The sequence below is a fragment of the Paenibacillus yanchengensis genome (genome assembly GCF_042684845.1).
GTDB lineage: Bacteria > Bacillota > Bacilli > Paenibacillales > Paenibacillaceae > Pristimantibacillus > Pristimantibacillus yanchengensis.
Map to the genome: position 1 here is coordinate 19,323 of NZ_JBHUMH010000056.1, position 17,167 is coordinate 36,489.

Consider the following 17,167-nt stretch of genomic DNA (forward strand, 5'->3'; position numbering starts at 1 on the left):
TTTTCCTTGCCAACAGACAGATCAATCTCGGACATATCGCTCCACCCCTTTCCATGGTTCTGTTACTCTTGGTAAATTAAGAGATTTTATTAACTGTCCTTTGCTGTCCAAATGACCGAACTCTGCCATTTTTCGTAACATTTCTCTTTCAATTTCTCTAATCGATTGCTCTAATGAGCTTCTATAGTTCATCCCGTCAATAACGGTTCTATTCCATGCATTTTGTAGCTCACGCTCTAAGTAGTAACTACCAGGTACGTTAGGAATTTCTTTATACCAGCGCCATTGCTCCAAAATGCTTTCCATATCTTCTTTTTTCCATGGCAATCTAGTAAATGCATCAATATTAGCTGTATTCCAACGGAAAGTTAAACCATTTAACGTTTCCAAATCATTACCATAGCGCTCTTGCACTTCACCAGAAGACCACCACTTCAAAAATTCCCAGCCTTGCTCTGCTTTTTTCGTTGATTTAAACATGACTGAGCCTTGCATATCGCCACCCATCCACCTGGCAACTGTTCCATCTTCTTGCACCATTCCAGGTATGGGAGCAATTCCCCAATAACCGTTTAATTCGGGCGCAGCTACCATCAACTGAATGTACATACTGAAATCTGCGATACCAATAGGCACTGTTCCACTACGGAATGATTGATAAAAACTAGCTACTTGTCGATCAATTGCATAAACATTAAACATATCTGTCCATTCTTTAAATGCTTGATATCCTGATTCCGAGTTTAGACCAGTTTTCATTCCATCTACCTCAAAATATTCTGCATTATTTTGATAGAAAAATGGAATATGCTGCGGTGGCATCATGTTTAAATTATTTTGCTGTAACACTGGCAACATATCATAAACATCTTGCCACGTATTGGGAACTTCGAGCCCATGTTGTTTCAAAATATCTTTACGATAGTAAAGCATTGAAAAGCTCTGTGTTTCAGGTACAGCGTAATATCCTTCGTTATAGAAAAATGGCAACCATGAACCAGGTGCAAATCGCTCAAATATTTCATCAAAATCAGAAAAAGTAGTAAAATCATACAAAGCATTACGAACGGCATAATCAAACGGAATCGCTTGTGGCAAACCGAGCGCAACGTCAGGCGCTTTCCCAGCAGCATTCATCAAAACAAGTAAGTTGGTATCCGCCAATAAATTAACTTTTACTTTAATTCCCGTCTGAGGTGTAAACTGTTCGTCAACAATTTCTTGCAGTAAGTTAACATAATCACGACCTCGTAATACCCACACATTTAGAACGTCTTTATCCAAACTACTTATTTTTCCATCAGACTGAAAGGAATAGAAAAAATTCACTAACGAGCCTTCTACTTTTTCAAAAAAATTGGCAGTAATTTTAGGTACATCTTCTTCCGCAGGAATGACATACAGACGATCCAAACTAAGCGGCTGGTTTTTCAGCTGTTGTAATAAATCTGCAACTTTACCTTGTAATGACACAAATCGATCCAGCTTATACGGTATCTCATTCGGTGTAGACATCATGGATTCAAGATCTTTCACTACTGTCCCAATACCTTGCGTAACGGAATCCGTTTTCCCATTAATCCCCTTAACTTCTTGCTCCAAATAAATTAATTTATCCATTACAGCTTGCAAGTCATCCGTAAAACCAGGTAGCTCTTCGTTTATTTTCCATGTTCTATTTTTATCTTCCGATCCACCTGTCAACGCTTTAAGATCTGTAGATAGCTTCATTAACTTTGCCACTAACTTCTCCATCTCTGTTACTGATTCTTTCAGCGGCGCATAAGTTACTCGCATCGTAATTGTATTACGACCTTTTTCCAAATAAAATTTGTATGCTTCTCCCTCTTCGTTTTTGATTTGTAACCCTTGCCAACCAGAAGCAAATGGAATTTTGTAAGCTTCCATTTCTCGAAATGGAATTTCACCATTTATACGAATCGTTCGAAAAGAGGACCGGTTGGAAGACACGCTTTGTTTTGCGCGCAAAGCAAATTTATAATAGCCACTTTCAGGCACGTCAAAGCTCCAGCTTATTTCTCTATTTCCAGTTGACCAACGTGTAGCATCTATCGTATTGTAAGTAATTTTCCCTCGTTTATATGGCGTACTCTCAATATCACGGTCATAGCGTAAAGAGATGGAGGAATCACTTTTCCAATCTGACGCTTCCGCTTCTATTTCAATCGGTTGTTGCTTTAATTGTGCTGCTGCGTCAATTTTCGGTTGCGCTTGCAAATAACTATTGTAATCATCTCTACTTTTTGGTGCTTCTAATGTTATGGTGTCGATAAACATCGGCTCACTACTTTGAAAACGAATAACGTGTTTGCCTTTATCTAACTTCCAAAGTAATGGCGATACATAAGCTCCTCCAGAATCTCTTAATTCCGTAGTAATCCAGCCACTAACATCTTTCGTCATCGGTCGGACCTGGTTACCAGCAGCGTCGACCCCAGTGGATTGCGGATCTTGCCAACGACGATCAAGCGTGATAGAACGTGATTCTATAAATTGATTTTCTCCATCAATAGTGACATTAAGTAATATTGGTCGACGTCTATTTTCGTCGGTCGTTGGTCGATAGGACATTGTAATTTGATACAATCCAGCATCAGCTATATCAAATTCATATTCAATCCATTCCTCATTGTCCAAACGCCACTCCAATACATTCTCTCGCCCATCTTCCGTAGTAACTTTTAATTTTGAGTTTTCAGATACGCTGGTATAATCTACAGCCGGCAACGTAACAGTATTGGCGTGGTGCTCGCTTCCTTTAACATTCCATTCTTCTAACCGTTCATGAAAATACGGCTCTTCCGATTTCTCAAATTGTAGCTGTCCATCCCCATCCAATGTAGATGAATCGCTTTCAATTGATAAATTCTTTTCTGCATTTACCTCAGAGTGAATCAATGGAAAGAGTAAAACGAGAACCAATAGTAGACAGACCGCCGATCGTATTTTCGCTAACACTCTCAAACTAATCTCTCCTTTTTGCGATTAACTATTATACAAGAGGTTTTCTGTCGTATCCGTATCAAAATACAAAGCTTTTGACATATCTAATGCAAGTGTCATCTTATCTTCCTCTTTAAAATCTGCCAAAGATAAGGTACGTCCAACAACTGGTGACTCTTCCCCTATATCGGTATAGAGGTATATGTCGGCTCCCATCAACTCAGAAACTTTTAATGTTCCAGTAACTTGGCTTTTTGGGTATTTACTTATTATTTCTGGATCAACATGGACATGTTCACAACGAATCCCTAATGTTACTCTCCGATTTATTTTGTTTCGTTTACGCAATACTACTGCGTGTTCTTCTGGAATAGTTAAATAACTACGTTGAATACGAAGTGACAACTTTCCTTCGCCTGTTTCTAAAACAGTACCTTCAATAAAGTTAATCGGTGGCGTACCGATAAAACTAGCTACAAACATGTTAACCGGATTGTTGTATACGACACGAGGATTATCCACTTGCTGAATAATACCATCCTTCATAATGACAATACGGTTCCCCATCGTCATTGCTTCTACTTGATCGTGAGTAACGTAAACAGTAGTAACTCCTAATTGTTTGTGCAGACGGACAATTTCTGTCCGCATCTGAACTCTTAACTTAGCGTCTAAGTTAGACAATGGCTCATCCATTAAGAACACACTTGGCTCACGAACAATTGCTCTTCCTAATGCAACACGCTGTCTCTGACCACCTGACATAGCTCGTGGTTTACGATCAAGAAATTGTTCAATTTCCAACACTCTAGATGCAGACTTTACAGCCAAATCAATTTCATGTTTCGGTTGTTTACGTAATCGTAAACCGAAAGCTATATTCTCATAGACATTCATATTGGGATAAAGCGCATAGTTTTGAAACACCATCGCTATATCACGATCTTTTGGTGGCAAATGATTGACCAATCTATCGCCAATAAATAATTCTCCACCAGAAATATCTTCCAAGCCAGCAATCATACGAAGTGTTGTAGACTTTCCACATCCAGATGGACCAACCATGACGACAAATTCGCCATCTTCTATTTCTAGATTAAAATCTTTGACAGCCAATTCCTTATCTTTTCCATATCGCTTTTCAATATTTTTGAGCACAACGCTCCCCATATTGACACCTCCAGTTTTTCGAAACAGCAATGGTAACGGTTTCAATTCATAAATGTTATATACAAGAATAAGCTTATATGTTTTATATATGCCATATTTTTTTAATTATACTACTACTATTAATAGCTAATATAGGTGTTTTTTGTCGAATTTATAGGGCAATCGCATCACTCCACTATTATTTTTGAGGTAAAAAAACGCCGTTGCATATATTCAGAATTAAACGGCGTTGTAGCTTATGGTTCATTGTACTTCTTCAGCAACTTCTTGTTGTGCGTGCAAACGATATTGTCGTGGAGTAACTCCAATTTTTTTGCGAAATAATGCATGAAAAAACTTCATGTCTTGATATCCTACTTGATTGGCAACTTGTTGAATCGAAATTTGTGTTGTTTTAAGTAATTCACAGCAACGTTGAATCCGTATATTTTGCAAGTAGTTTACAAACGTCACACCTGTTATTTTTTTAAAGCGCCTCTGAAAATGGCTAGGACTCATAAAGGTCCTTTCCGCTACCGCTTGCACTTTAATATTTTGTGAGAAATGTTCATTAATATATTGAATCGCTTCATCTAAACGGTCATTCGGTATTTCCTCTTGTTTACGATGAGTTTCATAACGTTGCATCAGTGCAACCAACTGTATTAATTGCCCGGTTATCATATATTCATAACCAGGTTCCCGCTTCAAAAATTCCCAATACATATTATATACAATCGTTAATGCTTTATCATACTCATCTGTCAGATGAAGCCACTTCGGTGTCGTAGAGGAAGGCTTATATAACATGCGATACAAATGAGTTTTACTATTAATAACATCCTTTAATTTGTCTAACAAGCTCGTTCGGAATATACAATTATAAATAACAAGCGGTTTGTCTGTTGATGTAGGTCGAAACACATGTGAAGTTCCCAATGGAATAATAAAAATATCGCCACGTTTTACTGGAATCATCTGATCTTCAATATAATGATACCCTCTACCTTCCTCAACGTAACTAATTTCTATAAAGTTATGGGTATGTTGCAAAAGTGCAAATGATTCTACCTCACGATTAATAAAAATGTCAAAATGAGGATCAAAGAAACGGTTTGCATCCAATTCAATAATTCGCCAACTCATACCCTCACCTCTTTTGGTTAGATCGGTGTTCCTAGTTCCAACGGTCAAACTATATTCACAGTTTCTTACATTGGTTCGCGGGCATTTGTTTTGACCCAATCTTCCGTAAATCGTACATACTTAATAGCTTTTCGCAAATAAGAGTAGGCTGCATGGATTTGTCCATCAGCTGTACCAAGTATAGCTGGATAAGAATATCCAATCGGTGTATCTTTATGTTCCAAATCAGACACCTGTATGTTCTTCACATGAGGCCAAGTTTCTCCACCATCTTCCGATATAGCTATTGTTAATGGTGTCCTCAACGTTTTTTTTCTCCAGCTTCCTTTGCTTTCTATCCAACGATACTGATCTCGTTCCATCGTAGCATCATTGTATATCGCGATAAGATGACCATTATGTAATTTAGCCATTTGAATAGAAGAGTTATTATTAGGTAACACCGTTTTTTGTGGAACGGTCCACGTTTTACCAAAGTCAGTAGATACACAACTGTAAATTCGATCAGCTTCTCTACTACGGAATATAGCGAATAATGATTGGTCATCACGCTCTACTACACTCATTTGTACTCGATGAACACTACCTGCCACTTCATGCTCTGTCCAAGTTTTACCATGATCTGCTGATATTAATACAACACTATAGTGACCACCTTCTTTGCAGTAATAACATGGCAATAACCATTCTCCGTTACTCATAATAACGACTGGTTGTCGCAAAAATATGCCCGGTCCTTCATGCATCACATACGGCTCATTCCAAGTGTACCCTCGATCGTCTGATGTGCGAACGACAATTATCGCCGTTTTTTGCGTATGAGGTTCATTAGAGGTGTGAAATAACCATAGTTTTCCGCTTGGGTCTTGAAAAAATAATGGATTCTGTTCGGAACGTTCCAAATTAGCTGCTAGTTCCACCGGCTCTGTCCATATCTGTGATCCTTTAGGTAGTCTAGAAAAAATAACATTCGTGTCCGGATTCCCTTCCCCACTACCAGAAAACCACACACAAAGTAAATCGCCATTATCCAGTTGCAACAGACTAGCTGAATGGCTGTCCGGTTCATACATAATAGGTAACAAAGCTTCATACAACTCAGCATCTTGACTAGACTGCTTAATTATTCCATCATATCTTTCTGTTAAATTGACTGTTACATCCATTACTCAAGCACCTCATTTTTAATTGATAGTTACTAATGGTATTTCAACTGACTGTAAAGATTCTGCTGAAAAAATTAATTTATTATTACTATATAGATGATAACCTGGCTGTATATTACTATCATTGCTGTCCAATCCTGACTTCAAATACGTTATACGCAACTTATTGCCCGCAATCATTACATCATCTAATACAAAATAATCTAGTCCAACATCGATAGGTTGTAATGATAAATGAGTTGCTGTTAATTGTAGCCCCGCTACATGTGTGACAATTAAATCTATATAATAAGAGTGGTTATATTCTTGCTCATCACTTAATGGCTCACCAGTTTCTCCATTATAATGTTCCACCAATCCAGGTTGGTTCAAATCATGATTTTGAAAATGTTGGAACGAGTAGGCACGCAACCCTTCAGCAAACGCTTCGTTATATTTCAAATGTTGTCGTTTACTTTCGCGTGCAAGCGCATCCAACGCAATCCCAGTAGTATACGGCCAACTAGGTCCATTCCACATACAACCATTTCTGCCTTTAATAAATTTACCAAACCATCCGCCCTCTCGAGCGAAAACTTTACTGTCAATCGACACAGTAGGATATACACCAGCAGTCGAAAACTCTTCTGGATTGACCAAATGAGCCATTAACTCATTATGCTGCTGATCAAGTATTTCTGCCCAAGCTGGATAAAACCCAACAATATTTTTCACCAACGCTTTTTCATCGGTTTCATAGTGTAAATCGTAAAAAAATGATGTCTCCTCATCCCACATTTTATCTAAAATAGATGCTTTAATTTCTTTTGCCAAATTTTCATAATACTCTGCTTCTGGATCTTGTAGCTCTTTACAAAGATTAGCTACTCCAAGCGCATTGAGATAATGATATACTGTGCGGTCTACTCTTTTGACAGGAGTATACGTTTCTTGATCCTTCGGGTTTTTAGGATAGTCGTGAAAGTACCAGTAACTTGGTTGGTATTCTTTTCCTGTTCTTGTATGTTTGAACTCTGTCATTAAAAAGTCTACTTCATTCCCATACACTTGATGCCAGCTAGACAATTGTTTCTTTAACGCTGGCAACGCTTCCACAAAAGGTTCTTTTTCTCGATGTACCAAATACAATTGATACACCGCCCAGCACATATAGTTAGCAAAGGAATGCATCGAATAATCAACCGTCAAACAACAGAACATACCGTCTTCCATTGGTGTATCCACCATATTTTTCAAAGACCCTATACTCGGTGTAGCATCATGATGCCATCTAGCATCCGTCAAATGGAGCGGTGCAGATAAATTAATTAATTTGCTAAATTCCCAACCACCTTTTGAAAAAGGCTTTTTACTTTTCTTGTGCGATCTTCCTTCATAGAATAATGGATGCTGTAGTAATCCATATTTCGGATCTGCTAAATTGTATCTCAATATAAACCAACGATACAACCATGTTTTATTTAACAACTTATCACTACTGTGGAACTTTGGCGCACGATCGAACCATTGTTGATATTGTCGTTGCTGTTGTTGTAACACAGATTTTACATCTGCATTCGCAGTTATTATATTTTGCAAACGTTCTCGCAATAAGCTATGATCATCCTGCCCATTGATACCTAACGTAGCACCTACAATAAAAGAAACTTGTTGCCCAGGTTGGATTATAATACCATTACGCAATAACTCCATTTCACTACTTATAATATGGGCATTCATTTTGTAGCTAAAAAATGGAATTTCATATTGACCTTGTATCGAATTGTCTGCTATATGTTCAAAATGATCTGGAACCCGCATCGTCAAATGAATAGGTTGTTTACTTGTATTGCGCCATGTTTGATTAGATATAGCACAATCGTCATAAGTAATAAACTTTGTTTCTTCCAAAGCATAATAATCATTAGAATAGTTCATAGACAAATGACTTGGATACCATGTCACATCAGCAGTATCCATCACCTTCGTTTCTCCATTCACTTGAATAGAAAACAGTAAAGGCAAGTTCACTTTATGAATAAAGTCAAAACGACCCGAAAATCCTGCAACCGCATCCAAATAATCTGCCCATAATCTAGCTCCAGTCGATCCTAGCAATAAACCGTCTGGCAAAGCTCGTAATACTTTACGATTTGCTTTTAGTTGCTCATCAATCATACTACTATCCCCCCCTAATTATCTATTTTATTTATTATAAACACTTTTGCCCTATATTTCATTAGGGTTAATAGTCATTTTATAGGTCTTTAACGCTTTTTTATAACTTATTTGTATTTTAACGTTAAAAAAGAGAAAAAGAGAAGGATCACCCCCCCTCTCTTTCTTTTCTGTTTTACTCTGAAGCCATTTGTTCTTGAATTAATTTATTCGCTTTCTCCTCCGCTTGTCTTAACGCTGTATTCACATCAAGCTTCCCACGTACAATTTCTACAATCGCATCTAATGCAAACGCTTCTTCAATAACAAGCTCATCATACCTAGTAATTTTGCGACCAGGAGCAGGTGTACCATAATATACAGCATCTACATTTTTAGAATCAGCAAACTCATAATCCTCAAAAGCAGCATCTCTTACAGATTGTGTTTTTAGAGGAGTTACCATTCCTTTTTTAGAAATAATCGTTTGATACTCTTCTGACACCAAGTACTTCACTACTTGCATAGCAGTATCTTGCTTTTTGGAAGTAGCCGATACACCTACAAAGTTAGCAAGTGGCTGAGTACTTAACCCTGCGTATTCTTCGAATGTTGGAACAGATACTACGTCCCAATTAAAAGGTAATGAATTTTCGGCATCGTTCATCCATACTGTCGTGTATACATACATTCCCATTGTAAAATCTTTAATAAAATCACCATGAGCCAACCATCTTTCCGTTGCTTTTTGTTGTACTCCTGGGTCTCTTGAAAAGTTATAAAATATTTTCTCAAAAATAAATTTCCAATCATCATTGTTTACTGTTGCTTTATTCGTTTCTGGATCTACAAAGTTAGCAGAATTTTGAGCGACACGTAAGTAATGTTTCGGAGATAACCATAGCCCTACATACTGTTGTCCACCTTCATTACGTGTAAGTTTTTTAGAAAGCTCTAACGCTTGATCCCAAGTCATTCCATCCGTAGGGTAATCAACACCAAAACGATCAAATATATCTTTGTTGTAATACATTACAAACTTACTATCACTTATTGGAAGCAAATGTAGTTTGTCATCTACTTTTACTTGATCCAAATATGCGGAATCAAAGGTGTCCAAATCTATCCCATGTTTCTCAATTAACGTTGTTAAGTCCGTTGCCAAATTAGCAGGAATGTAATCTTCGTACAATTCGCCAGCTGTCGAGAAGTACATATCAATTTCCATGCCACTAGTAATGATCTGTTCCAAACGCTGCTCATCCGTCTGATTAATATAAGTGATATTTAATTTTGGAAACTTTTCTTTCAAATATTGCCCTACTCTATCTTCAAATTGATCTTGTCCCATCAAACCAAACCATGTCAAATCACCTTCCGGCTCTGGAATTTCACTGGTTGCCTCACCATTACCAGTTTCATCCGATGGCTGTGTCGTTGCTTCTCCATTATTGGTTGGTGTTTCCCCTTCCGTTGACGGCTCGTCTTTTCCACCACTGCAAGCAGCAAGCGCTGTCATAATTAGAACAACAGATAGTACGGTCACTAGCATTTTTCTTGTCATTATACAATTCCCCTTTTTTTAAAAAATTTAAATAGGTTACCCATAGTAAGTTCTTTCTGTAAGCGTTATCACATGGACGAAAGTAATTGCTATCCACTCTGACTATTTATTGTGTACTATGGTCACATCTAAATAATAACTAAAAAAAGAGATATGTTATTAGGGCAATTCTATCATTTGTATAGGTCGATTGTATACAACATATAAGAATTGCAGCTTTTATGTTATTTCCACGTAGTCCATTTCGAATAACCAGTCCAATTTAGATACATTATTTTGATACGGTACAAATTCCCTCGTTATTAACCGCTCGTTGCTATCAATGACTCCCAGTATAGTAAATGCTCCTTTTCCAAACTGAAGAACATGACGACCTGCTTTATAAGGTACCGCATAAATATGTACTGCCGGATAAGAAAACAAAAGCACACCTTTTTGTACTAACAATTCAAACTTTTTATTTGCTATATATGGTAATTGCTCTGTTGGAGCTTTTAACCACTGCATATCTTCTGAGAAAAATATTCCGACTAAAATATAAGCGTCTGCATGCAACTTCATTTCTATTTTCATATCCTCATACACTGCATCCACCTGATTAAAACGAACTCCGGTCAACCCATATATTTCTTCCGCACACTCTACAATAGGTATATCACCATCCGTAAATACACGAGCGCCTTTTTCTATCGTATAGACTTCCGCATTAGCGCTTAATAATTCAAATGAAACTTGATGATACCGCTGATATTTCGTCCAAATTTCTGCTTCCGCATCTGATACTTTGCGTGGAACTTTATTAGATTGTAACTTAGCGATTCTTTTTTTGAAAATTTCTAGCTCTTCTTCAAACAACGGCAAACAATGCTGCCAATGATTAAAAATTGCACCATCACGAAATGGTATTTTTCGATGCCTCGTATGCAAGCTTCCAGCGTAAGTGTACGTTTCCTTTGTAATATTAGTAAGCTCTCTATATCTTTCCACACTTTTTTCCAGCCATTCTACCGACTCTTCTAACAGCTCCAGCTTTTCAAAGTAACTTTTCTCAACGGTATGTTTATACATTAAAATTAAAAGACTTGCTCTAACTTTGTAAGTATAAGCATCGACCAATGCTTGCAACGCTTCCATATCTGATACTATTCGCTCATATTCTAATCGATTATGACAAACGAAACTATCCGCTTGCTTTATCTTTCTCATCGCATCTTCCATAAACACTTCAGCTTCTTCGACAGCATTCAATGGCGTTTCGCCGCTGTGATTCATACCTGCTAATGCTTTAATTACATATTCTTCTAGCCTTTCACCATATGGAGCATGAGATTCCCACAATTCTTTCCAAGGAAAATACCGTTCGGGATTAATGAGCTGACTCATCGTCATCCCCAAACTAAACGTTTGGCGAGTACCTTGTGTTATACCAAATCGTCGCAACAATCGTGGAGCACAATTTCCAGCATCCTCATAAGCACTCAACACCAGTTCCGCTGCTTCTTCATTTCCAAATTGCATTGCTAATTTTGAAACCCAATAACGTTTCTCGCTAGTTGCATCTCGATCAGGATTCCATGCATATCGTAGCCAAGCTTCATGCCACATCCAGTCGCGTTCTATTTGGAGCAATGGAATTTCCACACGATCTAACGAATAAGGCCAATTCCAATAATTCAACGGATAAAACTGAATCGCATTCGTACCCAGTCTATGTTCCATAGATTGCACCATACGCTGAATAGCACTCACCGCACCAAAACGAAATGGCTCTAAATTAGTATTCATGTGAATGGTCGCTATATGACCCGCTTCTCTTGTAGACAATCGTTGATGCGTTTGCTGCGTTGTTCCTCTAGGAACCCAAGTCGTAATCGATTCCCCTGTATATTTTTTCTCTGATATAATGTTCGGATAAATTTTATCCGCTTTTTGCAATACTTTTTCAATTTGAGATCCATGTGAACGCAATACAACTTCCGGAAGCGCTGCGGCTCCTGATTGTAACCACCCTTGCTTTATACTGGGCAAAATCGTTTCACAAAGCCACTCTTCTCCGTATATTTGCCCTTTTAATTTTTCCCCCAATGAAATCATAAAACCTACCGTCGGAAAGTCTTTTACAAACAAACGAATTAACCGACTAGTATACATACTAGTCACTGGTAAAGGATGTGTCTGCGTATAGGTTAAATTGTATTTGTCCGCAAAAGCATGTGGGATATGTATATTATAGAAGGAGAAAAGTACTTTAATATTCCGCTTCTCCGCTTGCTCTATCAACCAACTAAGCATCTCTCTATTAATTACTAATTGCCGTTTACTAACTTCCAAAGCTTCTGGCTCTTCCTCCAAATATACTAACGAAGAAAAAGGATGAGCATTCCACAATGATAATCGATTCGCTCGTTGCTCCAACAAATGATCTAAATACTTAGTCCACATTGGCTTATCATAAAACCAAGGGAAACGATCTGGCGTTAGTGGATATTCAAAATTCCCTTTTCCCTCTTCAATCTTAGATTGTTGTAATCCAATAGCAGCACCACGCCAAACAAAACGAGGACCATCCGCCCGAACTATATTAAAAGGTAAACTACCTTGCTCGCTAATTATATTTACTAACTCCTGACATCCGTATAACAGTCCACTGTCTTCTTCTGCCACGATTACCGTCAGTTTTCCTGAACAAGTGGTTAAGTAAAATCCCTCCTGAACGGGAGGGGAAGTATGGTACAGCAATACTTCCCGTTCTTCTAAACTGTTTATTAGCTCTGAGCTGTACCGGCGACCTACATAAATTTTTCTCTCGCTTGAATAACGATAGCCATCCCCATCCCAACCACCAGCACGTAACTGTACCATATATCCTAATTCGGTTAACTTTCTTTGCAGTAGTTCAATGCCATAAAGCATTCTGGCAGATTCATCCTCTTCGAATCCAATGACAATTACTTCTTGCAAGTCGCCTCACTCCCATCTCTTTCGTTTCTTTACTTACACTATTCAGTCGATAACATTAACATTTTCTGATGACTCAATTACAAAAGATTCACCATGTTCGGCCTCAATTACCGTTTGTTTAAACGTAATATTACGACCATAAGTACAACTAACACCGTTTCGTGCCACTAAAGTCACTCTATCGAAAACAAGCCCTTCAATCGGCATCTCTGGCAAACCACTAATCAGCAATGCTCTGCCAGCCCCATGACAGATCGTATTACTAATCGTAATATTACGAAACACTGGCGTTTCTTCTGTTACAGGTGCGTCTCCGTCATTATTTTTCCCTGTATAAAGTTTACTGAAAATAATAGCTTCTTTTGCTATATCCTTCATTCTAATGTTATTCATATAAATATTTTCAACGATACCGCCACGCCCTCTAGTACTTTTAAAACGAATACCGGCATCTGTACCAATAAAGGTACAATCTGTTATGTTTATATTTCGAACATCGCCAGACATTTCACTACCGACAACAAAACCACCATGCCCGTGATATACCCGACAATTCCATATATTCACATACTCTGTCGCTACACCCAAATCTCTACCATCAGCATCTTTACCAGATTTAATACAAATAGCATCATCACCAACATCAAATATCGCATCATAAATATTGACGTAACGACAAGAATCCAAGTCTAGGCCATCACCATTTTGAGAGTACCACATGTTTTGTATATGCACGTTACGTATCGTCACATGCTCACATAGCCATGGGTGCACATTCCAAGCTCCTGAATTTCGAAACGTTGGACCATCTAATAAAATATTGTTACAACGGTCAAACTGTAATAATACTGGTCGCAAAAAATCTCTAGCAGGTGCAAATTCATTCGGATCTTGTACGTCATTAGCAATTAAGTTTTTGACATACCCAGCACCATCGAAAGCTTGCTTCGACGGCCACCACGTTTCTCCTGTTTCATAACCACCAGAAGCCAATTGTTGCTTCCATTGATTTGCTGTAAGCTTCATTCTTTTTACAGGTCTCCATACCTCTCCGGAGCCATCCAATATTCCCGTCCCTGTAATTGCAATGTTTTCTAGATCAGCACCGTATATTGCAGCTATACAGCGAACCGTTCTTAGCCCTTCATAGCTCGTATTAATTAATGGATAGTCATCTCTATTTTTACTAAAAATAACTAACGCGCCTGCCTCTACATGTAAATTCACATTACTTTGCATCCGAATAGGATGAGTTAGCCACACTCCAGCGGGAATAACTACCTTTCCTCCTCCCTGCTTCGCACAAGCGGCAATCGCAGCAGATATTTCTGTCGTATTAGCATACATACCATCGCCAACTGCACCATACTCTTCTACATTTACTACACGATTAGCAAAACTAGGTATGGTAACTTCCGGCATCACAAAGTGATTACCATCTACATTATTTGTATACACTACATTATTTGTATACACTACATTACTTTTATGACTCATCGTTATTACCCCTTTCGATTGCTTGTAGCTTCACTTCATTCACATGGTATACAGCTCGATGCTCCACCTTATCTGGTTGCAACACATCTTCTGTTATTAAAGGCGTTTCCACATGCGGTGTTCTTCTACTCTCGCCAGTTCTTAAAACCAGTCGCTCCAACGTAGCAACAGACATCGAAAAAATACCTTTTTTGACGATAACATCGTTAACGAATAAACTAAATCGGTGCTTAATAGCGTCAAATTCCACCTTTAACTCAACCCACTCATTTGTTTCATATGGTTGTATTGGCTGCCATGTACCAGCTTGCAACAGCTCTATTTGCCCAGTGAAATTAAATCTGATTCTAATCGGAGAAAGACCTCCAGCATCACATAACTCTATATATAACTGACCATATTCCGTTTGACTCGCTGCCAAGCGCAGCATCATTTGCCCCTTTGAGCTTTTTTCAAAAACCCGTTCTGCCTTCGCATAGTCATAAGGATCTGCATCACTAATTTCCAAACTTTTATTATCGTTAGAAGGAAACGCTACTACATGAATTGGAGCTAATATCGGACTATAAATATTCCAATCTGTAATCGCTTTATCCGTTTCGATATGATTGAAATTATCATGTACAACACCCGTTATCGCTGAACGAATAGGTACAGGAACTTCACTTATCCAAATATCTTCTTTATTCGAACTATACGTAACCCACATATTGCCATTTGGTGAAGTCGCATCTGTTGCTTCTATCCCTCTCGTATAGCTCATCCCATAATTTTTATGATAACCAAAGTATCTTCGCGGAGGTACCTCGCCATTAACTACTAGCATTTCTCGAAACTGCAAACCATCCTCACTACTAACAAGCGCTAACGGCCAACGGTGATTCCCTATCGGAGACGGATTATAGACTAGAGCATAACGTTCGTCCTCCATACGCTCTCCCCATACTTTGCCACCTGCCATAATCAGCGAATCTGCTTGTTTCATCGGTGTCCAAGTTAATCCTTCATCTTCCGTAAAAGCGTACTTAGAATGCTTCCACAAACCGACTCGCTTACCATCCGCCAAAGGATACGATGAAAAAGCAGTTCCCCCTTCTATCGTATAAAATCCATCCGAACTGCGATCCTCTTCCCACCACTGCTGCGTAGCTATTTTGTCATCTAACAACTGCTCACAAGCCGCAACAAACGCTGCATCAGGTGACTCCGTATACAGTGGATAGTTCACATTACTTGCTGTCCAGCCGGCATGCTCATTCAATCGAATAAAATAAATTTCTCCAAAACTGCCATCAGCATTAATCTGTCGTACCACTCGTCCAATCCCTTTACCATTGTTAGGGCTAATTTTAGGAGTAGGACAGAACCCATAAAATGCAAGCGCTAGCAAACAACCATTATCTGCTACATAAAAGCCCATCCGCTGATGCATAAGGGCATCCGTACCCTCTAGCAATACTTCTCCATCTGCATAATGATGATCGCTCTCCAGTTTATAAGTTGGAAACAAAGTGGTTGGTTGAGACCAACGATAACCATCCGCTGATGTCACCAGCAACGTTTTTCCAGGAGGTACGTGTTCATGAACAGGACAACTCAAATATTGCAAATAAAATAATCCCTGCCAATAAGCTAACATCGGCGCATGATTATACGTCCAACTGGATTCTTCATTATCTTCAAACCTGCTAGCACGCATAACCTGCCGACTTTGCACACCTATTACCGGTCTTAATTGACCATGATGATAATCAAGATTAGCGATAGTTCTATCTACAAAACGAATAGAATCTGATGAATACCCCATATTTCTCCCCCTATATACTTTGTTGATTACTACTTTACACATAATTGAATCAACATTTATAGGCTTAAATTATTGTTTTTATAGGGAGATAAGCGTTATTTTCTTTACTTTTGGTACAATAACCCATCAAATTATAAATAAAACCTTACATATGGTGCGATCGTGATGTTTATACGGAAAGTATATTCAGAGTCTACTATCAGTGGAAGTGAGGGGGTCAAAAGCAGTAAAGCAGTAACTTTCGACTTTCTAAAGGTGTCATTGCGAGTGTTAAATCCTTAGCTACACTTTTTTTACACATGCTTATTTGTAACTATTCTACCATCTACAATCTATATTCATATCCTTTAAATCCAACTTCCTTGATAAATCCTATATTTCTAGCAACAGCGTTGGAAGGATAATTTACCTCCAAAATTCAGAAGGATTGTTTTAGAGTTAAACGAACTAGGCGATATCGTATAGACATACTGATCCCACGAATCGAATCTTTTATCATGAAACATTACATAGAATGTAGCGTACCAACTCTGATGGTTTCCAATACACTCAACAAATTCTATTCCTAACCTCTTCGCTTGTACCGTAATAACATCATCATTATATCGCCTAATGTCGTGATTGAACGCTGTGTTTTTTGAATCCCCAACAAAAATAAACCTACCATTATTAAAAATGTACCCTATAAAATAGACAGTGCGAAAAAATCCATCTTACAGGGTATATTTTATATATTAACTATAACGATTTTCTTAAAAGAAAATTATTTTTATGATG

At 38.1% G+C, this 17,167-nt stretch carries 9 protein-coding genes; all 9 read right to left on the minus strand.

The window, feature by feature from the left end:
• Window positions 1-21: 21 nt before the first annotated feature.
• The 9 genes from ACFSTH_RS14875 to ACFSTH_RS14915 all read right to left on the minus strand — a co-directional run bounded on the left by ACFSTH_RS14875 (window position 22) and on the right by ACFSTH_RS14915 (window position 16,390).
• Window positions 22-2,979 (minus strand): extracellular solute-binding protein, encoded by a 2,958-nt coding sequence (locus ACFSTH_RS14875; protein WP_377770015.1) that lies wholly within the window; start codon window positions 2,977-2,979, stop codon window positions 22-24.
• A gap of 27 nt (window positions 2,980-3,006) precedes the next feature.
• Window positions 3,007-4,134 carry an ABC transporter ATP-binding protein gene (locus ACFSTH_RS14880; RefSeq protein ID WP_377769998.1) on the minus strand — a complete coding sequence of 376 codons (1,128 nt, stop codon included), beginning with the start codon at window positions 4,132-4,134 and terminating at the stop codon, window positions 3,007-3,009.
• Window positions 4,135-4,377: 243 nt separating this feature from the next.
• Window positions 4,378-5,259 carry a helix-turn-helix domain-containing protein gene (locus ACFSTH_RS14885; RefSeq protein WP_377769997.1) on the minus strand — a complete coding sequence of 294 codons (882 nt, stop codon included), beginning with the start codon at window positions 5,257-5,259 and terminating at the stop codon, window positions 4,378-4,380.
• A gap of 65 nt (window positions 5,260-5,324) precedes the next feature.
• Window positions 5,325-6,425: a sialidase family protein gene (locus ACFSTH_RS14890; protein WP_377769996.1), complete on the minus strand. Its 1,101-nt coding sequence runs from the start codon at window positions 6,423-6,425 to the stop codon at window positions 5,325-5,327.
• Window positions 6,426-6,443: 18 nt separating this feature from the next.
• Window positions 6,444-8,582, minus strand: coding sequence for an MGH1-like glycoside hydrolase domain-containing protein (locus ACFSTH_RS14895; protein ID WP_377769995.1), 2,139 nt, complete (start codon window positions 8,580-8,582; stop codon window positions 6,444-6,446).
• 175 nt (window positions 8,583-8,757) lie between these two features.
• On the minus strand, window positions 8,758-10,125 hold the full coding sequence (locus ACFSTH_RS14900) for an ABC transporter substrate-binding protein (RefSeq protein ID WP_377769994.1): 1,368 nt from the start codon (window positions 10,123-10,125) through the stop codon (window positions 8,758-8,760).
• A gap of 219 nt (window positions 10,126-10,344) precedes the next feature.
• Window positions 10,345-13,086, minus strand: coding sequence for a hypothetical protein (locus tag ACFSTH_RS14905; RefSeq protein WP_377769993.1), 2,742 nt, complete (start codon window positions 13,084-13,086; stop codon window positions 10,345-10,347).
• A 42-nt stretch (window positions 13,087-13,128) separates the two neighbouring features.
• Window positions 13,129-14,583, minus strand: a complete 1,455-nt coding sequence (locus ACFSTH_RS14910) for a glycoside hydrolase family 28 protein (RefSeq protein ID WP_377769992.1) — start codon at window positions 14,581-14,583, stop codon at window positions 13,129-13,131.
• On the minus strand, window positions 14,573-16,390 hold the full coding sequence (locus tag ACFSTH_RS14915; protein ID WP_377769991.1) for a hypothetical protein: 1,818 nt from the start codon (window positions 16,388-16,390) through the stop codon (window positions 14,573-14,575). Before ACFSTH_RS14915 ends, ACFSTH_RS14910 begins: the two co-directional genes overlap by 11 nt.
• Window positions 16,391-17,167: the final 777 nt, after the last annotated feature.